We start from the raw sequence: 17,327 nt of genomic DNA, 5'->3' as shown, positions 1-17,327 counted from the left end.
TTTCATGATCAGCCAAATGACAGGGCACCATTGCAGCAATCTGTCGTCGCGCCGGCGGCCGGCCATTTTTGCGGTGGCAACTTGATTTTCCTCGGGCAAGGCCGATCGAAAGGTCATTTGCCGAGATAGATTTGCCGGCGTGGCTGCTATGACCATCACCCCAAGAAGAGCACGCCGGACTACTTCGTCGGGGCTGGACAGATCACGGCTGATGCGTGGATATAGCGAGCAGTTCGAGGGCCGATTCTTGCCGATAACTGCGGATGAAATCGCCAGCCACCCCGCGCTGCAGGAGTTGATCCGGCGGCAATCGCAGGCATTGCTGATCGCCTACGAGGCCAATCCGCGGCAGTCTTCCATCTTCGCCACCCAGCAACGCTGGCTGATGGGCCACATCGGCTTCGCCGTCTATTTCAATCGAGACGCCGGCGAGCCAGGACTCCTGACGTCGCGCTTCCTCGACATGACCCAGGCCTACGCGGTGGCGAGCCGCAACACTGCCGACGCCTTCCTCAAGGAACTGCTCAACTACGGCTACATCGAATATTGCCCCGAGAGCGACGACCGCCGGGCACGGCCGGTGCGTCCGTCGCAATCGACGTTCGATGCCATACATGGCTGGATCATGGTGCATCTGGCGACGCTCGACGGCCTCGACGGTGGCCAGCGCCTCGCCACCTATCTGGCGACTTCGGACGGCATGGACCGCATCGAGCCGCTGATCTGCGAAGGGCTGCTGTCTTCGCAGGCCATCCGCGAGCCGGCCAACACGTTTTCGTTGTTCACCTGGCTCAACAATGGCGGCATCATCATGGAACGGCTGATCGTCGGGCTGGAAGACGCCAGCAGCGGTGCCGAACAGTTGTCGACAAGCATCACCTCGATCGCCGAAATGGGCCTGTGGCTGCAGCTTTCGCGCTCGCATCTCGCCCGCAAGTTGCGCGAAGCGGAAGCACTCGGCAGCATCGGCTGGCGCGGCAAGCGCGGCAGTTCGGTGATGTGGGTTTCCAGGGGGTTCCTCGGCGAAATCGCCGCCGCACAGGCAGCGAAGCTCGCCGTGATCGACGCGGCGTACGAGGCCTCGCTCGCCCCCGAAATCGGCTAAACACCTGCAATAACGGCCGAAATTCCCCCCAATAATAGTCAGTCTCTAACAATTGACCCCTTTTTTTGGCGGGCATAGGGTCCCGCTCATCCCGGCGCTTGGGGTTTTTTGGGCGGGCGCCGGAGCTGAACTTAGCAGCCGATGTGAACTGCGCCGACAGCACACCTGTCGCGGCGCTGGCGGAGCCTTGCGCGCCGCCGGCTGCCGGTTTGCGTCCGCGATACAGGGAATATCACGTGAGCAGCACCAGCGGCGACCTTGAAGCCATTCGTGACAATGCCGCGACGGATGCGAGGACCGTCGTGCCGGTGTCGTCGCAATCATCCCGGCACGGCCGCTACCGCATGGCGCTGCTTGCCTGCTCGGCGCTGATTGCGCCGTTGGTGCTTGGCCCGGCGATCCAGGCGGCGTCGGCCGATACTATCGGCAACGACGGTGGCAATGGCGGCAACGGTAGTGGCACCAGAGCCGGCTCGTTCGGCATGCCCGCTGTCAACGCGGCCGGCGGCAACGGCGGCGGCGGCGGCCAGTCGGGCAACGGCCAGCCTTCTGGAGGCAATGGCGGCAACGGCGGCGCCGATGGCGGCTTTGGCGGTGGCGGCGGTGGTGTTTCTGACAACGGCGGTGGTGGTGGCAGGGGCTACAACGGCGCAGGCGGCGGTGGTGGCGGTGGTGGCGGCGGCGCCGGCCTGGTCGTCAACTCCGGTATCGTCAACGTCAATCAGAACTCGTATGGCGGCAAGGGCGGCAAGGGCGGTTACGCCGGTGTTCAGATTGGCGGCACCTCGATCGGCGGCGGCGGTGGCGGTGGCGGTGGCGGCAGCGGTATTCTCGTCGGCGGTACGAGCGGCTCCACCACAGTAACCGTGGGCGCCGGTGTTTTTGTGCGCGGCGGGTTCGGCGGTGACGGCACCGAGGGTCATACCAATGGTGGACCGGGCGGTGCATTGCGAGCCAGTGACATGGGCGCCGGCGGCAATGGCGGCCATGGCATTTCAGTCACCGATCCGAACGGCGCGACGATCATCGTCAATGGCGATGTCTCCGGCCTCGATGGCGGTGCGGGCGGTGGCTGGGCGGGTGCTCGGGCGCCGAGCGGCGCTGCGGGTGTCGGCATCCGCGGCCAGAACCTGAACATCACCATCGGCACCGCAGGCGCGATCCGACGCTCGCAAAACGGGCAGGACGCGATCTACATCACAGGCGGAACCAACCGGGTCACCAGTCTGGGCACCGCCCCCAATCAGGGCACCGTCCAGGGCGCGATCCATCTCGGCGCCGGCGTCACCACCATCGCAGGCAACTATTCGGGCGGCGTCAGGCCGACCTGGATACTGGTAGACGGCGGGGCGGAGATGAAGGTCGAAGGCAGCACCGCTGCCAACGATGCCAAGGCGATCCACGACCTGCAAAACTATGGCCTGGTCACGCTCGGGGCATCGAGGTGGCTGAGCCTCGGCGCCGGCACCAACTACGCGACGATCAACATCGGCTCTGCTGCAAAACTCGAAACCACCTATGCCGAGTTCAACAACCGAGGCACGATCAACGTCGCCGATCAGGGCATCATCGACGCGGGAACCGCCTTTCTCAACTATGCCGGTGCGGTTCTCAATCTCAACGGCACCGCGACGGTCAAGGCCACCTACGGGGCGGTGACCAATCTGGGGCAGTTCAACGTCAAGAACGGCGACGTGGTCAGCGCCGGCGCGTTCTACAACGATGGCGGCACGCTGTCGCTGTCGGGCGGCAGCCTGTCCGGCATCGACCAGCTTTTCAACCGCACCGGCGCCACGGTCGACATCGCCGCCGGACGAAAGCTCTCCGTCGCAACGTTCGCCGGAACCGGCGGTAGCACCACGGGCGCCGGGACCATCGAGGCATCGACCGCCTTCAACCTCGAGGCCGGCTCCTACGCGACAAAACTCACTGGGACGGCAGGGCTCAACAAGATCGGCCCTGGCACGGTCACGCTGACCGGCACCAACACCTACACCGGCGGCACTGACATTTCGGGCGGTACGCTCTCGGTCGCGTCCGACGCCAGCCTCGGCAACGGCGTGCTGAGCTTCAACGGCGGCACGCTGAATGCCACCGCATCCTTCGCCACCGGCCGCGACGCCACCCTCGGCGCCAGCGGCGGGGGGCTTTCGGCCGACGCCGGCATGACGCTGACCTATAACGGCCTGCTCAGCGGCACCGGCGCGCTGTCCAAGTCGGGCGCCGGCACGGTGGTGCTTGGCGCCGCCAGCACCTATGCCGGCGGCACCGCGGTCAATACCGGCACGCTCAGGCTCGGCGCCGGCGGCAGCCTGCTGTTCGGCAAGGATCTCTCCGTCGCCGGCGGCGCCACCTTCGACCTCAACGGCAAGGCCCAGACCATCGGCAGGCTGACCGGCGCCGGCGCGGTGGCGCTCGGCGCGGGCGCCCTGACCGTCGGCCAGGGCGACGTGTCCTCGACTTTCGCCGGTGCGACCTCGGGCACCGGCTCGCTGACCAAGGTCGGCAGCGGCATGCTCACGCTCACGGGCGCCAACACGCACATCGGCGGCACCACGGTGAGCGGCGGTCAATTGCAGATCGGCGATGGCGGCACGTCAGGTTCGCTAGCCGGCAACGTCGCGCTGGCCAGCGGCACTGCGCTGACGTTCAATCGCTCAAACACGCTGACCTTCGCTGACGTCATCTCCGGTGGCGGCAGGGTGACAATTCTGGGCGGTGGCACCACGATCCTAAGCGGCAACAACAGCCATTCCAACGGTACCGAAATTTACTCTGGCACGCTCCAGCTCGGCAATGGCGGGACCACCGGCTCCATTCTCGGCGCGATCGACAACTATAACGGCACGGTCGCCGTCAACCGTTCCAACACCTATACGCTCGCCAACAGCATCAACGGCAATGGCGGCTTCAGCCAGCGCGGCACGGGCAAGACGATCCTGACCGGCGCCAACACCTTCTCAGGTGGCATCTCCGTCAATGCCGGCACGCTCAGTGTCCGCAATGCTGGTGCGCTCGGCAACGGTTCGAGCGCCATCGATGTCGCGGCCAATGCAACGCTCGAGATCGACGGTGACATGTCGATCGACACGCGCGCGCTGAGGCTCAAGGGCACCGGCGCCAACGGCAAGGGCGCCCTGCACACGGTCTCGGGCGAAAGCAGCGCGATGGCTCAGGCCACCCTGAGCGGCACCGCGCTGGTGCTGACGGAAGCGGGCACCGGCTTCGAGTTCCTCGGCGGCGTGGACGGCGACGGTCACCGGCTGACCATCGACGGCAGCGGCCGGACCGGCATCACGGGCCTGAGCGGTGCCGGCTCCGAACTTGTGAAAGCCGGCTCCGGCAAGCTCCTGCTGCGCGGGCCAAGCACCTATACCGGCGGCACCTACATCGGCGGCGGCACCGTCGAGGTCGACGGGTTCGGGGGGCTCGGCACCGGCACCGTGGCCTTCGGCGGCGCGGCAACCTTGCGCGGCACCAACGGCTGGCTCGACAATGCCTTCGATCTCGATGCCGCCGCCACGCTCGATACCGACACCTCGATCGTCCTCAACGGCGCGATCAGCGGCGCGGGCAGCCTGGTCAAGACCGGGTCGGGCGATCTGGTCCTCAACGGCGTCAACAGCTACTCCGGCGGAACGACCATCTCGGCAGGCAGGCTTACCCTTGGCAATGGCGACCCCGCCACGCTCGGCAGCGGCGCGGTCGTCAACAACGCGATGCTGGTCCTCAACCGGGACGGCGACTACACCCTCGCCAACAGCTTCTCCGGCACGGGCACCATCGAGAAGCAGGGCTACGGCACGTTGACGCTGAGCGGCGCCAACACCATGTCCGGCACCACCTCGCTTGTCGGCGGCACGTTGCAGATCGGCGACGGCACTTCGGGCGGCGGCATCGGCAGCAGCTCTGTCGTCGCCCTGAACGACAGCACGCTTGCCTTCAACAGGTCGAGCCTGGTGACCTTCGGTGGCATCCTGTCCGGTACCGGCGGGCTGACGCAGAAGGGCAACGGCACCACTGTGCTGTCGGGCGAGAACATCTACGCTGGCACGACGAAGATCACCGCCGGCACGCTGCAGGTCGGCGACGGCGCCACGTCAGGCAAGCTGGGCTCGGGCAGCGTCGAGAACGCCGGCACGCTCGCCTTCAACCGCTCCGACATCGTCACCGTCGCCAATGCCATCTCGGGCGCCGGAACGTTCGATCAGGCCGGCACCGGCACCACCATCCTCACAGGCACCAGCAGCTACACCGGCGCAACCAGGGTTTCCGCCGGCAAGCTGGTGGTCAACGGCTCGATCGCGTCGTCCTCCAGCGTCACGGTCGATGCCGGCGCGACCATCGGCGGCAGCGGCACCATCGCCACCACCATCGTCAACGGCACGCTGTCGGCGGGCAACAGCCCTGGCACTCTGACCGTCGACGGCGACCTCACCCTCAACAGCGGCTCAACCAGCATCTTCGAGCTCGGCACGTCAGGCGTCGTTGGCGGCCCGACCAACGATCTCGTCATCGTCAATGGCGACCTGACGCTCGGGGGCACGCTTGATACGCCCAATGCGGTGACCGGCTACTACCGGCTGTTCAACGTCTCGGGCAGCGTCACCGGCTCGTTCCACACGCTGCCCACCGATGCCATCATCAGCACCGCCGTCGCCAACCAGGTCAACCTGATGATCCGCAACAACGACCAGTTGCTGCAGTTCTGGGACGGCAGCGACCTCGCCGGCAACGGCACCGTCGACGGCGGCAGCGGCACCTGGAGCGCCGGCAATGGCAACTGGACCGGGGCACCTGGGGAGGCCACCATCAACGACGGCTGGCGTGGCGAGGTCGGCGTCTTTGCCGGCACGGCCGGAACGGTCACCGTCACCGGTTCGCTGGCCTTCCAGGGCCTGCAGTTCTCGACCGACGGCTATGAGCTCACCGGCGGCATCCTCGCCCTGTCCGGCAATCCCCACGGCAACGAAAAAGCGAGCTTCATCAACACCGACAACGGTGTCACGGCGACAATCGGCTCGATGATCGCCGACGGCGACATGACCGAACTCGACAAGCTCGGCCTCGGCACGCTGATCCTGACCGGCGACAACACCTACACCGGCAAGACCACCATTTCCGCAGGCACCCTGCAGCTCGGCAATGGCGGCACGTCGGGCTCGGTCGCCGGCGATATCGTCAACAACAGCGTGCTGGCCTTCAACCGCTCCGACGACGCACTCGTGATCAGCGGCTACATCGGCGGCACCGGGCGCGTCGAGCAGAACGGCACCGGCACGACAACCCTGACCTCCGCCAACTATTACACCGGCGGCACCACGATCAGCGCCGGCACGCTGCAGATCGGCAATGGCGGCTCGATCAAGGGCGACGTGCTCAACAACAGCAGGCTGGTCTTCAACAACACGGAGGCCAATGGCGAATTTGCCGGCGACATCACCGGCACCGGCGCGATGACGCTGACCGGTAACAGCACCGTCCTGATGAGCGGCGACATCAGCCACTCCGGCGGCACCACCATCGACAGCGGCAGCGTGCTGCAGATCGGCAAATCCGAGACGAGCGGCACGCTGTCGGGCAAGGTCAGCAATTCCGGCACGCTTGCTTTCGACAGGTCGGACGACAGCTCCTTCGACGGCGACATGTCAGGCTCGGGCGACTTCAAGAAATATGGCGCAGGCAAGCTCACCCTGTCGGGCGACAGCAGCGGTTTCGACGGCATCGTCTATTCGCTTGCCGGAACGTTGCGGCTCGAAAACAGCCTCGCGGCAGGCACCGGCTACATCATGATGTTCGGCGGCGGCCTCGACTATGGCGCCGGTGTCGACCTCGCCAACATAATGACCCTGCAGCAGGAAAACACCGTGCTGTCGGTCGCGTCGGGCACGGCCACGCATTCGGGCTACATTCTCAGCGGTGGCGGCGAACCGCGCGCCGTGGAGAAGACCGGCGCCGGCGCGCTTGTCGTCAACGCCATGCAACACGGTGGTCCGACCACGGTCAGCGGAGGCACGCTCAAAGCGGGCAATGCGGATGCATTCGACATGACTGGCGCGATGACCGTCAAGGCCGATGCAACGCTCGACCTCGACGGCTACGACCAGCGTATCGGCTCGCTGGCAGGCGCTGGCTCAGTCACGCTCGGCGTGGCCAGGCCGCTCTGGGGTTCGCCGCAAGAGGTCACGCTGACGACGGGTGGCAACGACGCCTCGACCATTTTCTCCGGCTCGATTTCCGGGGCCGGCAACCTGTCGAAGATCGGCACCGGCGTCTTCACCCTGAGCGGCAGCAACAGCTACACGGGCAAGACCTGGCTTGATGGCGGCACGCTCAAAGCGGGTGCTGCCAATAGCTTTTCTTCAGCCAGCGCGGTCGAAGTCGCCAGCGGTACCGAGCTCGATCTCGACGGCTTCGACCAGGTCATCGGCTCTCTCGCAGGCGCGGGCACGGTTTCGCTTGGAGCCGGCACGCTGACCGCGGGCGGCAACAACGGCTCGACCGAATTTTCCGGCATCATCACCGGCACCGGCAGCCTGACCAAGAAGGGCACGGGTAGCTTCACCCTGTCCGGCGCGAACACCTACACAGGCGCAACCAAAATCGATGCAGGCACGCTGACCGCGGGCGCCGCCAACACGCTTGCTTCGTCCAGCGCGGTCAGCGTCGGCTCAGGCGCCACCTTCGACCTCGACGGTCACAACCAGACCATCGCCTCGCTGGCCGGCGCCGGCAACGTCAAGCTTGGGGCAGGCACGCTGACATCGGGCAATGGCGACGACACCGAATTCTCAGGCGTCATGTCGGGCGGCGGCTTCACCAAGCAGGGCAGCGGCAAGCAGACCATGTCGGGCGAAAGCACCTACACCGGCGCGACCGCGGTCAAGGCCGGCGAGCTTCAGGTCAACGGCAAGCTTGGCAATACCGCCGTCAGCGTCGACAGCGGCGCGACGCTGTCCGGCTCGGGTACGGTCTCGGGCAGCGTCACCGTCTCCGACGGCGGCCATATCGCGCCTGGCGCCGGCAAGGGCACGCTGACGGTCGGTTCGCTCAACCTGTCCAACGGTGCCAATCTCGACTTCGAGCTCGGCGCCCAGAGCGACCGCATCGACGTCAAGGGCGACCTCGTGCTGGACGGCAAGCTCAATGTCAGCGGCGGCAACGACTTCGGCGCCGGCGTCTACCGGCTGATCGACTATGGCGGCACGCTGACCGACAACGGCCTGGTCATCGGCACCGTACCCGGTGCCTTCCAGGCCAGCGACCTCTCCATCCAGACGCAGGTGGCCAAGCAGATCAACCTGATCAACACCGGCGGCACGGCACTTGCCTTCTGGGATGGCGGCGCCAGCGGCAATCTCAATAACGGCAGCGTCGACGGCGGCGACGGCACATGGAGCGCCCAAGGCGGCGACTGGACCCGCCAGGATGGCGCCTTCAACGCACCGATGGCGCCCCAGCCCGGCTACGCCATCTTCCAGGGCACAGCCGGTACGGTGACCGTCGACTCGAGCCAGGGCCGCATGTCGGTCACCGGCATGCAGTTCGCGACCAGCGGCTACGTGCTCAAGGGCGACGCGATCGGCCTGCATGATACCGCCACCACCATCCGCGTCGGCGACGGCACGGTGTCGAGCGCCGGCACCGTTGCATCGATCGAATCCGAGCTCACCGGCGCCGGCGGACTGGTCAAGGACGACTACGGCACGCTCGTGCTCAGCGGCGCCAACAGCTACACCGGCGGCACCACGATCAAAGGCGGCACGCTGTCGATCTCCTCCGACGGCAATCTCGGCGGGACCTCGGGCGGGCTCACCTTCATCGGTGGCATCCTGACCAACACCGCCGCCATGACCACCGAACGCGACATCGAGCTGCGCCTGGCAGGCGGCACGTTCGACACCCAGGCGGACCTCACAGCGTCGGGCACGATCTCCGGCCAGGGCAAGCTGACCAAGACGGGCAGCGGCACGCTGACGCTGACCGGCACCAACACCTATGCCGGCGGCACGAAGATCGGCTCCGGCACGCTGCAGATCGGCAATGGCGCCACGAGCGGCTCGATCACCGGCGACGTCGCCAATTCCGGCACACTGGCCTTCAACCGCTCCGCCCTTCTGACCTTCGCCGGCGCGATTTCGGGCAGCGGCGCGATCAAGCAGATCGGCTCGGGCAAGACGGTCCTCACCGGCACCAACGGCTACACCGGCGGCACGACCATCGCCGCCGGCACGCTCTCCGGCTCGGCCACCAGCTTCGGCAGCGGCGCGATCCTCAACGACGCCGCCTTCATCATTGACCAGTCCACCGATGCCAGCTTCGCCAATGCCATCAACGGCACCGGCAGCTTCACCAAGTCGGGCAACGGCGCGCTCACCCTGACCGGTACCAGCCTGCTCTCGGGTGACACGACCGTCAGCACCGGCAAGCTCTCGGTGAACGGCTCGCTCGCCAAGTCGGCGGTGACGGTTGCTTCGGGCGCGACCCTCGGCGGCACCGGCATCATCGGCAAGCTGACCGCCCAGTCCGGCTCGATCGTCAACACCGGCAGCTCGATCGGCACGCTCAGCGTCACCGGCGACGCCAGCTTCGCCGCCGGCTCGACCTTCCAGGTCGATGTCGACACGACCAAGTCCGACAGGCTCTCCGTCGCCGGCAAGGCGACGCTCTCGGGCGGCACAGTCCAGGTGCTGGCCGGCAGCGGCAACTACGCACCGTCGACGCAGTACACCATCCTGACCGCGGCAACCGGCGTGCTCGGCCAGTTCGCTTCCGTCACCAGCAACCTCGCCTTCCTGACGCCGACGCTGACCTATACCAGCAACGCCGTCGGCCTGTCGCTCGACCGCAACGACATCAAGTTCACCGACATCGCCGCGACCCGCAACCAGTTCGCCGCCGGCGGGGCAGCCGACAAGCTGGGCAACAAGCACGCGATCTACAAGGCCATCGTCAATCTCGACAAGGACGCCGCGCGCAAGGCCTTCGACGCACTGTCGGGCGAGGTCCACGCCTCGGTCGGCGGCATGCTCGTCGACGACAGCCGCTTCCTCGCAAGTGCCGCCAACGACCGTATCCGCGCTGCCTTCGGTGACATCGGCACGCAAGCCCCGCCCGTCATGGCCTATGGCCTCGACGGCCCCGAGATCGCCGAGGCGACGACCGAGCGTATGGCCTTCTGGGGTCAGGCCTATGGCTCCTGGGGCAAGACCGGCAGCGACGGCAACGCGGCAGCCTTCGGCCGCAGCACCGGCGGCTTCATCGGCGGTCTCGATGCCGGCATCGGCGACAACCTTCGCATCGGTGCCTTCGCCGGTTACAGCAATGGCAGCTTCGATGCCGACGACCGCGCGTCCTCGGGTGACAGCAGGGCCTACCATGCCGGTGTCTTCGCGGGCGGCCGGTGGCAGGCGTTCGGCCTGCGCGCCGGCGCCGCCTACAGCTGGACGGATATCGAGACCAGCCGCACCGTTGCCTTTGCCAACTTCAAGGACAGGCTGACCGCCAGCTATGACGCCGGCATCGCCCAGGTCTTCGGCGAGGCGAGCTATCGCCTGCAGACGGGCGACGCGATCGTCGAGCCCTTCGCAGCGCTTGCCTATATCAATGTCAGGACCGACAGCTTCACCGAGAAGGGCGGCCAGGCAGCGCTGACGGCCAACGCCTCGACCACCGAGACGACGTTCACGACGCTCGGCGTCAGGGCCAGCACCGACATTGCCATCCGCGGCATGGACGCCACGCTGCGCGGGATGGCCGGCTGGCGCCACGCCTTCGGCGACGTCACCCCGCTGAGCTCGGTCGCCTTCTCAGGCGGCAGCGCCTTCCAGATCGCCGGCGCGCCCGTCGCGAAGGACGTGGCGATAGTCGAGGCCGGTCTCGACCTCGCGCTGAGCCCCGATGCCAAGCTCGGCATAGCCTATACCGGCCAGTTCGGCTCCGGCGTCGTCGACCAGAGCTTCCGGGCTAGTCTCGGCGTCAATTTCTGATCAAGGGGGCGACGGAGACGCCGCTCCGGTCTGTCCGCAGTCAGGGCCCCAGACACTCCCCCGCCGCTTACGAACAGTTGGCCAGACCGAGACGCTCGGGAACTCCCTTCGCCGCCCCTCAGATGGAACCTCCCGAGACGCCAGGGGTTGAACCTCCTTCAAGGAGATTCACAATGGCCGACAAGCGAGAGTTCGAAGCGAAGTTCTGGAAGTCGATACGTTCAGACATGACCGTGATGGTAAGCGTCTCAGGCTTCGACCCGCGCCCGATGACCGCGCAGTTCGATGGCGAACGTAAGACCATCTACTTCTTCACGGCAAGCGACACGGAGCTTGCAGGCAAGCTAGCGCGCGCCAGAAAAGCAACGCTGGTCTACGCGGCCAAGAAACATGACCTGTTTGCCACCGTCCATGGCACCCTCAGGATCGACGGCGACCGTAGCACGATCGATCGGTTGTGGAACCGCTTCGTCGCCGCGTGGTTCGAGAAGGGCAAGGATGATCCGAAGCTCAGGCTGCTGCGGTTCGAACCGGCGGACGCCCAGATCTGGCTCGACGCTTCCAGCCTCGTTGCCGGCGTCAAGATGTTCCTGGGCCTGGGCGACCCCAAGCAGGACTACAAGGACAGCGTGGCGAAAGTGCCCCTTTAGCCAAAAGGCGAGCGAGCTCGGACGTGGTTGAAATAAGCTGGCGCACCCGACAGGATTCGAACCTGTGACCTCTGCCTTCGGAGGGCAGCGCTCTATCCAGCTGAGCTACGGGTGCTCGTCCGCGGCAGGCCGCGAACCACGCCCGGCGCACCGGACGACGCGCGTTCATAACCGATGCCGCGGCGGGCGGCAACGGGGGGTAGTGGCAAATCGCTATGCCCGGCACCTGCAAATCGCAGCATCACCACTGCCTCCGCCTTCGGACAGCCTAACGCGCCCTTCCGCTCGCACGGCGCAATTGACGGCCACCCGCCCGGCGTTGTCTAACGCCACCAGACATGTTCACGCTCGCTCAACCCGAAACCTTCGCCCAGGACATCAAGAAGAGCCGCTTCCTGGCTGCTGCTGGGCCGGTGGCGGACGAGGTGGCGGCGAAGGCGTTTGTTGCTGCCCATTCCGATGCCGGGGCCAACCACAATTGCTGGGCCTGGCGCATCGGCCAGAGCTATCGCTTCAGCGATGATGGCGAGCCGAGCGGCACGGCCGGCAAACCGATCCTTGCGGCGCTCGACGGCCAGCACCTCGACAATGTCGCCGTCGTCGTCACGCGCTGGTTCGGCGGCATCCTGTTGGGTAGCGGCGGGCTGGTGCGAGCCTATGGCGGCACTGCGGCCGCCTGCCTGCGGGCGGCCGCCAAGACCGAGATCGTCATCTCGGTCGAAGCGAAAATCACCTGCGGCTTCGCCGATCTGGCGATCGTCCAGGCAAGGCTCGCGGCCCAGTCGGGCGTGCGCATCGTTGCCGAGACCTTCACCGCGACCGGTGCCGAATTGAAGGTGGCGCTGCCCGAGGCCGACGTCGAAACGATCGTGCGGAAGATCGCCGACCTGACCAGCGGGCGGGCGATCGTCGCCCTACCGGACTGAGGCCGCTTCGATGCTTCGATCGGTCTGGGGCCGGGCCGACTGCCGCGGCCAAACGGTGCGACTGCTGCCTGACCTTGTCGGAGACATGCGTGGCGACGTCCATCAACGCGGCATTCCCGTCCGCAAAATGCGTGAGTAATCCCGTCCGCAATGCTTGCTGGAACAATACTCCAGGAAAAGCGTGCAGTGGTTTTCCGTCCGGAATAGCGTAGCAACGGAAATGAGGCTCCGCGCTCCGAAGAGACCGGGCAGGCAAGACCACAGGAGACAAAAAGATGGACATTAAACGCAGCGGTTCGCGGCCTTCGGCGACGCCCTCGCCCGACTATTTCACCGGCGCGGTGCGCCAGGATCCGGTCATCGAGGCGCCGGCGCCGGCGCGGCTGCGCGCCGTCACCGTCACCTTCGAGCCGGGCGCGCGCACGGCCTGGCACACCCATCCGCTCGGCCAGACGCTGGTCATAACCTCAGGCCTCGGCTGGGCCCAGGTCTGGGGCGGCAAGGTCGAGGAGATCAGAACCGGCGACGTGGTATGGTTCGCGCCCGGCGAAAAGCACTGGCACGGTGCCTCCGCGGCAACGGCCATGACCCACATCGCGCTGCAGGAGGCACTCGACGGCCGTGCCGTCGACTGGCTCGAGCACGTCACTGACGATCAGTACACCGCGCCGGCCTGAGCCGCGCGGCACCAACCCGTCTGGCTACTGGATTTCGCCCATCGGCACGGGCGCGTCGCCCTGCTGGATGGTCGTTGACGTGTCGACCGGCATAGGCATGCCGGGGGCAGCGGGTGCCGGCAAGGGTGCTGCCAATGCGGTAGCCGCCGGCGCCGGGGTGAACATCTGCGACGCCAGGCTGCCGCCGGCAGCCTGCGGCATGTAGCGCACGATCATCTCCTCGACCTGGGCGTTGCGCTTGCGCGCCGTGTCGCCACCCATGACGACGATCACCAGCTTGCGGCCGTCGGCCTGCACGGAGGTGACAATGTTGAAGCCGGAGGCCCTGATGTAGCCGGTCTTGATGCCGTCGACGCCGTTGACCCGGCCGAGCAGGTCGTTGTGGCCGCGGATACGCTTGCCGCGGAAATTGAAGTCGGTGGCCGAAAAGTAGTAATAATGTTGCGGGAAGTGCTTGCGCAGCGCCATGCCGAGCACGGCCATGTCGCGCGCCGTCGTCCGCTGCTGCGCATCGGGCAGGCCCGAGGCGTTGCGGAAGACGGTACTGGTCATGCCAAGCTGACGCGCCTTCGCCGTCATCTGTCGGGCAAAACCTTCTTCCGAACCGCCGAGATATTCACCGACGGCCACGGCAACGTCATTGGCCGACTTGGTCGCCAGCGCCCGGATTGCCGCATCGAGCTCGATCTGCTCGCCACGCTTGAAGCCGAGCTTGGACGGCGGCTGCGAGCGCGCATTCTCCGACACCGGAATGAACGTCGTCTTGGCGACGCGACCCTGCTGCATCGCTTCGAAGGTCAGATACAGCGTCATCATTTTGGTCAGCGAAGCGGGATAACGCGGCGCCGTCGCATAGGCCTGGTATAGCGTGCGCCCGTTGGAGGCGTCGACGACGATGGCCGCAAACTTGTCGGGCGCAGCGGCTTGCGGCGCGACATTCAGCGTCTCCGAAGTGGCGCAGCCGGTGACAAGCGTGATCACGGCAAGCAGCGCCACGATAGTGCGCCACAGCCCAGACCACAGAGACCGGGGAAGTCTTAAAGGCGGCAAGAAAGAGTGGGTCTGGGCTAACAAGAAAAGAACCTGTCGGTGATCGCCAAAATTGGGCCCAAGATTGGGATTTGTCACATGCCGGCCGGCAACGACAGCCGAAAATTACAGAACGCACGCCATTCCGTCCATTTCGCCTGGCGCAGCAGATGCATGTTGCGCCGGTGGTGTTGAATATTGGTTACACCCGCCGGCTTGCGCGAAGGATGCCAAATCGGCTCTGTTGGCTGACATAGCGAGGTGATTTGGCATGAGTGAGCATGGTTTCCAGGCCGAGGGCATATCAGCCGCGCTCGACCTTGCCGTTGGCCACATCGCCGATTTCGCCATCACAAGCGGCGGACGCACGCTGAAGCCGCTGCACCGCGCGCCCTGGATCGACCACGACGACTTGCCTGAAGGCCTGCCCGAAGGCGTCGCCAGGCTGTCGGGTGATTTCCTGTGCGCGCCGTTTTCGCGCAGCGACGTGGAAGCGGCACCGCTGCATGGCTGGCCGGCCAACAGCGCATGGGATTTGCTCGCCGACGAAACCATATCAGGCGGACGCCGCGTCAGCTTCCGGCTGCGGCACAAGGTGATGGGCGCCACCGTCGACAAGACGCTCATCCTGCGCGACGACCACCCGTTCCTCTACCAGGAGCATTCGTTCACCGGCGGTGCGGGTTCCATATCGGTCGCCCACCATCCGATCACCGAGATGGCCGCTGGCGGCCGCCTCGCCTTTTCGCCGAAGCGGCTGGCAGCGACACCGCCCGATGTGACCGAGCCCGACCCGGCGCGCGGCGCCCATCTGCTCGCCTATCCCGCCCGCAGCGCCAACCTCACCCGCTTCCCGACAGCGGATGGCAGCCAAACCGACCTCACCTGCTACAGTGCGACGCGCCGGCACGAGGATTTCGTCACCCTCGTCGAGGCCGATCATGGCGGCATGGGCTGGACGGCAGTGGCGCGCACGGCTGAGGCCGACGTCGTGCTGGTGCTGAAGAACCCGGCCGAACTGCCCGTCACCATGCTGTGGATCAGCAATGGCGGCCGCTACTACGCGCCGTGGAACGGCCGGCACGGCGTGCTCGGCATCGAGGACGGGCGATCGGCGATCGGCCATGCCGCATCCCTCGGCGATAACTGGCTGAAGCAGGAAGGCATAGAGACGGCCTTCGCACTCGGCAGTCGCGTCGCCTTCCGCCAGATTGTCGGTGCCATGCCTTGGGATGGCGGCGAAGCGCCGTTGCAGGTCGAAGCCCTGCCGGGCCGTCTGCGCCTGACCTTCGCCGATGGCAGCCGGCGCGAAGCACCGTTCGACGAAACCTTTCTGCGGATCGGCCAGCCGATCTTGAAGTGACGCAGCCGCCGCCTCATTTTTGACGGGTGCGGCGGCAGAATGTCATCGAAACCATTGGGGAGATCCATGTCCGAAATCGCCCACATCGCCGCAACCCTGTTCAAGCGCGCCCACCATGCCGAGCGCTTCGTGATCGGCATCGCCGGCCCGCCCGGATCGGGTAAGTCGACGCTGTCGGCGGCGCTGCGCGACGTGCTGCCCGAAGGCTCGGCCGCAGTGGTGGCGATGGACGGCTTTCACTTCGACGACGCGGTGCTGGCCAGTCGTGGCCTGAGCGAGCGCAAGGGCGCGCCCGAAACCTTCGATTTCGCCGGCTTCGAAGTGCTGCTCAAGCGCCTGCGCGCCGCCGAACCCGACATCGCCATCCCGGTATTCGATCGCAGCATCGAGCTGTCGCGGGCGGCAGCCGAGATCGTCTCGGCCGACGTCAAGTTCATTCTCGTCGAGGGCAACTATCTGCTGCTCGACGAAGAGCCGTGGCAGCGGCTGCACCAATTGTTCGATTTTACCATCTTCGTCGACGTGCCACGCGAGGAGCTGGAGCGGCGGCTGGTCGAGCGCTGGCGCGAGCATGGCCGCTCGGACGCCGATGCGCGTAACTGGATCGACAGCAACGACATGCCCAACATCGACCGGGTGCTCGCCGCCAGGCGCGAAGCCGACCTGGTGATCGGACGTACCGGGCCGCTTTGACGGTCCGCAGTCATCAGAAGCGCCGCGTGTCACGAGGACGCGCGGCGCTTTCTTTCGATCTTCGGGCTGACTAGCCGCGTGCTGGAATGTTCAGGCCTGCCTGCACCGCCGGGCGGGCCAGGCCCCGCTCCAGCCATGCCCCGACATTCTCGAAGCTCTTGAAGCCGACAAGGTCACCGGCGTCGTAGAAGCCGATCAGGTTGCGCACCCAGCCGAGCATCGAAATGTCGGCGATGGTGTAGTCGTCGTCCATGATCCACTTGCGGCCTTCGAGCCGCTTGTCGAGCACGCCGAGCAGGCGGCGCGACTCGTCGCGATAGCGCTCGAGCGGGCGCTTGTCCGCGATCTCGCGGCCGGCAAATTTGTGGAAGAAGCCGAGCTGGCCGAACATCGGGCCGACAGACGCCATCTGGAAGAACACCCACTGGATGGTCTCGTAATGGCGGGCGCGGTCGGCGGGGATCAGGCGGCCGGTCTTCTCGGCAAGATAGAGCAGGATCGCGCCCGACTCGAACAGCGCCAGCGGCTTGCCGCCGGGGCCGTTGGGATCGAGGATCGCCGGGATCTTGCCGTTCGGGTTGAGCGACAGGAACTCGGGCGTCCAGCTCTCGTTCTTGCCGATATTGATGGCGTGCGCCTCGTAGGGCAGGTCGAGCTCTTCGAGTGCGATCGATACCTTCACGCCGTTCGGCGTCGGGAAGGAATAGAGCTGGATGCGGTCGGGGTGCTGTGCCGGCCAGCGGGCAGCAATCGGAAATGGAGTGAGATCGCTCATCGACGGTTCCTCGTGGGGTGGGCCGGCGTGAAGCGCGCTGGCCAGAATGGTGGGGGCTGCCAAGAGGTAGTCATACCGACGCGCCGCATCAATATGCAGCGCGCCTGATTTATCGAGATG

General features: G+C 66.2%; 9 protein-coding genes and 1 tRNA gene. 7 read left to right on the top strand and 3 right to left on the bottom strand.

All coding sequences use genetic code 11. From position 1 onward, the window contains the following. The first annotated feature begins 211 nt into the window (after positions 1-211). The 3 genes from Amn_RS01990 to Amn_RS01980 all read left to right on the top strand — a co-directional run bounded on the left by Amn_RS01990 (position 212) and on the right by Amn_RS01980 (position 11,744). Positions 212-1,105 carry a hypothetical protein gene (locus tag Amn_RS01990; RefSeq protein ID WP_246340573.1) on the top strand — a complete coding sequence of 298 codons (894 nt, stop codon included), beginning with the start codon at positions 212-214 and terminating at the stop codon, positions 1,103-1,105. Between the two features lie 236 nt (positions 1,106-1,341). Beyond that, positions 1,342-11,094 carry an autotransporter-associated beta strand repeat-containing protein gene (locus Amn_RS01985; RefSeq protein WP_286294422.1) on the top strand — a complete coding sequence of 3,251 codons (9,753 nt, stop codon included), beginning with the start codon at positions 1,342-1,344 and terminating at the stop codon, positions 11,092-11,094. Between the two features lie 173 nt (positions 11,095-11,267). Next, the gene (locus tag Amn_RS01980) at positions 11,268-11,744 is read left to right on the top strand and encodes a pyridoxamine 5'-phosphate oxidase family protein (RefSeq protein ID WP_067955064.1); all 477 of its coding nucleotides are present in this window, start codon (positions 11,268-11,270) and stop codon (positions 11,742-11,744) included. A 38-nt stretch (positions 11,745-11,782) separates the two neighbouring features. Here the strand turns inward: Amn_RS01980 and Amn_RS01975 are convergent. Next, positions 11,783-11,859 (bottom strand) — tRNA-Arg (locus Amn_RS01975). Between the two features lie 223 nt (positions 11,860-12,082). Between Amn_RS01975 and Amn_RS01970 the strand changes: the two genes are divergently transcribed. Beyond that, positions 12,083-12,670: an IMPACT family protein gene (locus Amn_RS01970; protein WP_067955160.1), complete on the top strand. Its 588-nt coding sequence runs from the start codon at positions 12,083-12,085 to the stop codon at positions 12,668-12,670. A 275-nt stretch (positions 12,671-12,945) separates the two neighbouring features. After that, positions 12,946-13,347, top strand: coding sequence for a (R)-mandelonitrile lyase (locus Amn_RS01965; protein ID WP_067955162.1), 402 nt, complete (start codon positions 12,946-12,948; stop codon positions 13,345-13,347). Positions 13,348-13,371: 24 nt separating this feature from the next. Here the strand turns inward: Amn_RS01965 and Amn_RS01960 are convergent, their stop codons facing one another. After that, the gene (locus tag Amn_RS01960) at positions 13,372-14,343 is read right to left on the bottom strand and encodes a serine hydrolase (RefSeq protein WP_312883648.1); all 972 of its coding nucleotides are present in this window, start codon (positions 14,341-14,343) and stop codon (positions 13,372-13,374) included. A 304-nt stretch (positions 14,344-14,647) separates the two neighbouring features. Between Amn_RS01960 and Amn_RS01955 the strand changes: the two genes are divergently transcribed. After that, positions 14,648-15,739 carry a hypothetical protein gene (locus Amn_RS01955; RefSeq protein WP_154385765.1) on the top strand — a complete coding sequence of 364 codons (1,092 nt, stop codon included), beginning with the start codon at positions 14,648-14,650 and terminating at the stop codon, positions 15,737-15,739. 66 nt (positions 15,740-15,805) lie between these two features. Then, the gene (locus Amn_RS01950; RefSeq protein ID WP_067955166.1) at positions 15,806-16,432 is read left to right on the top strand and encodes a nucleoside triphosphate hydrolase; all 627 of its coding nucleotides are present in this window, start codon (positions 15,806-15,808) and stop codon (positions 16,430-16,432) included. A 70-nt stretch (positions 16,433-16,502) separates the two neighbouring features. On the opposite strand, the gene Amn_RS01945 is transcribed toward Amn_RS01950, so the two are convergent. After that, entirely contained in the window at positions 16,503-17,207 is a 705-nt protein-coding gene (locus Amn_RS01945; protein WP_154385764.1) for a glutathione S-transferase N-terminal domain-containing protein, read from the bottom strand. Between the last annotated feature and the right edge of the window lie 120 nt (positions 17,208-17,327).

The sequence above is a fragment of the Aminobacter sp. Y103A genome (genome assembly GCF_030294925.1).
Lineage (GTDB): Bacteria > Pseudomonadota > Alphaproteobacteria > Rhizobiales > Rhizobiaceae > Aminobacter > Aminobacter ciceronei.
Note: the sequence above shows the minus strand (reverse complement) of the source record. Positions and strands in the feature narration are given on the sequence as shown.